The 6286-nt window shown below is 62.0% G+C and carries 3 protein-coding genes and 1 pseudogene; all 4 read left to right on the forward strand.

What is annotated here, in order from left to right:
* Positions 1 to 96 precede the first annotated feature (96 nt).
* A complete protein-coding gene (locus PA598K_RS37390) occupies positions 97 to 1563 on the forward strand; it encodes a collagen-like protein (protein ID WP_446674101.1) in 1467 nt (488 codons plus the stop codon).
* A 32-nt stretch (positions 1564 to 1595) separates the two neighbouring features.
* Complete coding sequence (locus tag PA598K_RS21365) at positions 1596 to 3665, forward strand: collagen-like protein (RefSeq protein WP_221414162.1); 2070 nt, start codon at positions 1596 to 1598, stop codon at positions 3663 to 3665.
* A 41-nt stretch (positions 3666 to 3706) separates the two neighbouring features.
* Entirely contained in the window at positions 3707 to 5794 is a 2088-nt protein-coding gene (locus tag PA598K_RS38810; RefSeq protein ID WP_221414163.1) for a collagen-like triple helix repeat-containing protein, read from the forward strand.
* A 202-nt stretch (positions 5795 to 5996) separates the two neighbouring features.
* A pseudogene (locus PA598K_RS21375) lies at positions 5997 to 6286 on the forward strand (collagen-like protein); the annotation flags it as partial.

The raw sequence follows: 6286 nt of genomic DNA on the forward strand, positions 1-6286 counted from the left end.
GTTTGGACGCTCTACGTGTCTCGTGTCGGCGACTATGTGCAACAGCTCTACATCTCCAATCCATCGCTCTACTACCGCAGCAGCATAGATGGCGGACTGAACTACGGAGACTGGATCCCGATCGCCCCGCAAGGCGCAACAGGCGCGACAGGGATCGGTCCGACAGGATCGACCGGACCGATCGGAGCGACGGGACCCACAGGCGCCACCGGCGCGACCGGGGACGCGGGACTGACGGGCGTGACGGGATCGACCGGACCGACGGGAGCCATGGGGCCCACAGGCGCTACGGGCGCGACGAACCTGACCGCAGGTGCTACAGGCGCAACCGGTGCTACAGGCGCCACAGGTCCGACGGGTAGTACAGGCCCGACCGGCGCCACAGGTGCGACCGGCGCGGCGGGCGCGACCGGTACCTCAGGAGCCACAGGGGCCACAGGGATGACGGGCGTTACGGGCAGCACAGGCGCGACGGGTCCGACCGGAGCCATGGGCATGACAAGCGTTACGGGCAGCACAGGCGTTACAGGCGTCACAGGCGCGACAGGTATGACTGGGGCGACGGGCGTGACCGGGGCGACGGGCGGCACAGGCGCGACAGGGGCGACGGGCAGTACAGGGGCAACAGGCGCGACGGGGGCTACCGGCGCGACGGGCGATACTGGCGGCACAGGCAGCACAGGCGCGACCGGTGCTACAGGCAGCACAGGCGCGACCGGCGCGACGGGCAGTACGGGCGTTACCGGGGCGACGGGCGCCACAGGTCCGACAGGCGTCACCGGCGTCACGGGGGCTACAGGCAACACCGGTGCGACCGGCGCGACGGGTGCGACAGCGACAACGGGCGCGACAGGTATTACCGGAGCGACGGGCGCCACAGGTGCGACCGGCGCAGACGTTACAGGTCCGACAGGTATGACGGGCGCTACCGGAGCAACCGGCGCTACAGGCATCGCAGGCGCGACAGGCGCTACTGGCATATCCCCTACAGGCGCTACAGGTGTGACAGGCGCTACGGGCGCCACAGGTATGACGGGCGCCACAGGTGCGACGGGCGCCACAGGCGCCACAGGTCTGACCGGTGCGACCGGCTCGACCGGCATTACAGGCGCTACGGGCCCGACTGGTACCGGCGTGGCTCTATCGTATCGTCAGATCTTTTATGTACCTACGGCTGGACCGCCTACGAGCGTTATTGCAGGCGCGAACGTTCCATTTAACGTCAATGGCGAAGGCACATCGGATATTGTGTTCGCTGCTAACTCACTTACTGTAAGTACGGCAGGAGTGTATCGGGTGGAGTTCCAGATCACGAGCTTTAATATCAGCGGAGGAGCCCAGACTGCCGAGTGGGTGTTGACGACCAACGGCGGGCCAGTCGAGGATGGAGAATTCCATGTATCGATGCCTACCGGCGCAGCTTGGATGGTCAGTGGAAAATATATACTCGATCTTGTATCCGGTAACTCGGTCGCCTTGCAAAACGCCTCAGGGAATCCTCAGGGAATTCCGGTCAATTTAGGGGAACTGGTTGGCTATCTTACGCTCACGAGAATCGGTTAACGCTGGATCCTATTTTAAAAGGAGGTTATCTTTTGTCCTATCCAAATATTCCGAATATAAGCCCTACCATCTCGCTCTCGCGCGAGGATGCGGTCAATCTGCTCATGTCTTCAATCGCCATGGAGGAGCTGGGACTCGCCCACGTCATCAATGCCGAGGGCGAAAAAATCCAGTTTGCGCTTGGTACGCTGCCAGGCGTCAGTGGTCCTCCGGCCACCCTGGAACAAGTACTCCAGATGAACCAGAGCGTGCAATCGATGCTGGAGACCGTCCTGCGTCAGGAGATCATGCTCGACTCCAAGCTCAAAACCACCTCACTGGTCCCAACCGTGATCGGTCCGACCGGCATCACCGGCGCTACGGGGGCACCTGGCGCTGTTGACAGCGTGAATAGCCTGACTGGCGACGTCGTGCTGGGAGCGATTGAGGGGGTCTTCCCCGCTTCAATCAATGAGGACTCCGGCGGTCTGCTGTCACGGTTTACCGAACCGGGGGTATATAGCTCCGGCGATGTCGACGGCGACGAACCGCTGGACAGTCCGCCCGTCACCCATAAGACGGTCTGGACGATCTATGTCTCTCGCGTAGACAACTTCGTGCAGCAGCTCTATATCTCCAATCCCTCCATCTACTACCGCAGCAGCCAGACTGGCGGAGCGCCATTCGGAGACTGGATCCCGGTAGGCACCGTCGGCGCCACGGGAGTGACCGGGATGGCACTTACCGGAGAGACGGGGTCTATCGGCATCACAGGTGCGAGCGGAGCGATCGGACCGACTGGAGAGAGAGGCATAACAGGCGCTACAGGCACCATCGGAATTACAGGCAGTACTGGACTGACCGGAGCCATTGGAGTCACAGGCGCTACAGGGCCGACTGGAGCGAACGGGATGACGGGAAGCACCGGTACGACGGGTATTAGCGGAGCGAACGGGTCGATCGGGCCGACCGGGCTGACGGGCGCGATCGGGTCGACCGGAGCCACTGGAGCCACTGGGGTCGCCGGCGCGACTGGCAGTACTGGACCGACAGGCTTCACAGGTCAGACCGGGGCTACAGGCGCGACGGGAGCTACAGGCGCGACGGGGTCTACGGGGGCCACTGGACTCACTGGCGCGACGGGAGCTACTGGCGCGACTGGCGCGAATGGCTTAACAGGGGCCACAGGGGCGACAGGAGGCACCGGGGCGACAGGCATCACGGGGGCCACAGGACTCACTGGCGCCACCGGCGCGACGGGCAGCACCGGCGTCACCGGACCAACCGGCAGCTCGATAACGGGAGCTACTGGAGCCACAGGCGCGACGGGGATCACAGGTGCGACTGGACCGACCGGAGCCACAGGGGCTACAGGCGTCACAGGCGCGACAGGGGCCACAGGCGCTACTGGACCGACCGGCGCTACTGGCGCGACTGGCGCGACTGGCGCGACAGGTGTCACTGGTCTGACCGGCAGCTCGGTGACGGGAGCTACTGGAGCTACAGGCGCGACGGGTCTTACCGGTGCTACCGGAGCGACCGGAGCCACCGGTACGACGGGGGCGACCGGAGCCACTGGAGCTACGGGCCTGACGGGACTTACTGGAGCCACTGGCGCGACCGGAGCGACAGGGCTCACAGGCGCGACAGGGCTGACGGGAGCCACCGGCGCGACCGGAGTTACCGGGCCCACTGGTGTGACTGGAGCCGAGACACCTTTCACCTACGGCTATGCTGGTCTTACCCGTGGCAACTTCGGAATTAACAATAACGTTTTTATACCGTTTGATTTCTTTAGAGGAACCGCCGGTGTCACCTTTGACGGGACAACTACGGTCACAGTTGTGAACGATGGTGTCTACCGGATCAGTTTTCAATTGACGCTCACTCGCGGCGCCGGAAATAATAAAAGAATTGCTTTGGTCGTCAACGGCACGGCCATTCACACTTATTATTCCGTATTTGCAAATAGTACCAATAACCAGTTTAACGCAGAGGCCCTCAGACGATTGACTGCCGGTCAGACGATCCAATTCCGCAATGTTTCCGGCGCTGAAGCACGCCCCTCGGGAGCAAATAATGGGACCAATGGGTTACTGATGGTCACAAGAGTCGACGATTAATTCCCCCTGTAAAGAACGAGTTCACAAAAGGAGGCAATCCCTTGTCCAATCCAAATCTACCGAATATTACGCCAACTATCGCATTGTCGCGAGACGATGTGATCAGCCTGATCCTCTCCTCCATCGCGATGGAGGAGCTGGGTCTGGCGCATATCATCAACGCCGAGGGCGAGAAGATCCAGTTCGCGCTCGGCACGCTGGCCAGCGTCAGCGGCCCGGCTGCCTCGCTCGATCAGGTCCTGCAGATGAATCAGAGCGTCCAGTCGATGATGGACACGATCTTCCGTCAGGAGATCATGCTTGATTCCAAGCTGCGAACGGCATCAAACGTACCTTCGCTGGTCGGTCCGGTCGGACCCGTCGGACCAAGCGGCGAACCAAGCGCGGTGCTGTCTGTCAATGGGCTGAGCGGCGAGGTTGTCCTGACCGCCGAGGACGGCGTCTTCCCGGCTGACCCGGAGATCCCCTCTGGCACCCTCTTGTCGACCTTCCGCGAGCCTGGCGTCTACAGCTCCAGCGACCCCGATGGTCCAGCGCCGCAAGACAGCCCGCCGGTCGACCACCCCGCGGTATGGACGATCTACGTCTCGCGTACGGAGAACTATGTCCAGCAGCTCTATATCTCCAACCCCTCGATCTATTATCGCAGCAGTCAGAACGGCGGCGTGAGCTATCCTGGAGGCTGGATCCAGATCGGCAACGCAGGCGTCACCGGTCCAGCCGGTATCGGCGTGACCGGCGTGACGGGGACGACCGGGGCCACGGGTCCCACAGGTGTCACCGGGGCGACGGGCGTAGCCGGGGCTACAGGGGCGACTGGAAGCACAGGGATCACTGGAGCGACGGGCGCCACGGGTATGACTGGAGCGACCGGCGTGACGGGTGTGACAGGTCCGACTGGTCTGACCGGCCTGACGGGTCTGACCGGACTCACGGGTGCGACAGGCGCGACGGGCCCTACAGGTGCTACCGGCGCGACGGGTGTCACGGGTGTGACAGGAACGACGGGCCTCACGGGCGTGACAGGAATTACCGGACTCACGGGCGCTATCGGGGCGACGGGCCCTACAGGTGCCACCGGAGCGACGGGCATGACGGGTGCCACTGGCGCGACCGGTCTCACGGGAGCGACCGGCGCGACGGGCCCTACTGGCGCCACCGGCGTGACAGGCGTCACAGGCGCCACCGGAGCGACGGGCATCACAGGCGCCACTGGAGCGACCGGCGCTACAGGCGTCACTGGAGCGACCGGCCTCACCGGAACGACCGGTCTCACCGGAGCGACGGGTCCCACCGGAGCCACAGGAACGACTGGCGTCACAGGCGCTACGGGAGCGACCGGCCTCACAGGCCTCACCGGACCGACAGGCTTCACGGGCGCCACAGGAGCCACGGGCGTTACTGGCTTTACGGGTGCTACAGGTGCTATCGGAGCCACAGGCGCGACCGGCGCGACCGGTCCTACCGGGCTTACCGGCGTGACCGGCCCGACTGGCCTGACGGGAGCCACGGGCGCTACTGGCGCCACCGGAATGACGGGTCTGACGGGGGCCGCAGGCGTCACAGGCGCGACCGGGGCCACCGGCATATCCCCCACCGGAGTTACTGGGGCCACAGGCGAGACCGGCGCAACGGGCGCTACTGGGGCGACGGGCCCAACAGGCTCGATTGGCCCTACAGGAATCACGGGAGTGACCGGTCCCGACCGGGTCAGGCCCCCTGCCTACGCCTTCCTTGCTAGCACTACCGCCAGAAGCGTTAATGATACTGTTGCTTATACATTCGATCCTGCTGCCGTTATCGCTGAGGATATTACGTATAATGGCAGCACTACACTGACGATTAATACTGCAGGGGTCTATCAAATCTTGTTTATGATCGTCACAAACTATTCAGGCAATCCCATGCAATGGAGCGTCTTCGGCGGCAATCCTCCAGCCGATCTGGGCCCTTATCGGCAAACTAGCGTAAGCGGGACTCGCAATCAAATCCAAGGGGAATATATCGTAAACGCAACTGCCGGGTATCAGATTCAGGTGGTTAACACCTCTGGCTTCAGCCAGGCTCAAACGCTGATAACAGCCGGCGATGTCGCTGGCTACTTGATGGTCATTCGCATGCCATACTAAAGAGCTTGTTGATTAAAAAAGAGCTGTCCAGAAAGTCAGTCAAGCTGGCTGATGGTCAGCTCCTTTTAATGTTCATAACCCGAGAGCAAGCGTATGCATTCCCATGATGGATGTTATAGCGGTTTAAAATAGGTGAAAACCAAGTTCCCAATCGGCCAACAGCGAATAAATTATCTTAGTTCACGACTAAGGAGGCTATCACTTGTCCAATCCAAATCTACCGAATATTACGCCCGACATCACGCTCACGAGAGATGATGTGGTTAACCTGCTCTTCTCCTCTATCGCGATGGAGGAACTGGGACTGGCTCATATCATCAACGCCGAGGGAGAGAAAATCCAATATGCGCTCGGTACCTTGCCTGGCTTGACCGGCCCAGGGCCAACCATCGCGCAGCTGCTGAGCGTCAACCAAAGCGCCCAGTCGATGCTCGATACCGTCTTCCGCCAGGAGATGATGCTTGAGTCCAAATTCAAGACCGCTGCCAATCT

Origin of the sequence: Paenibacillus sp. 598K (assembly GCF_003851045.1) — a bacterium.
In the GTDB taxonomy this organism is placed as follows: domain Bacteria; phylum Bacillota; class Bacilli; order Paenibacillales; family Paenibacillaceae; genus Paenibacillus_D.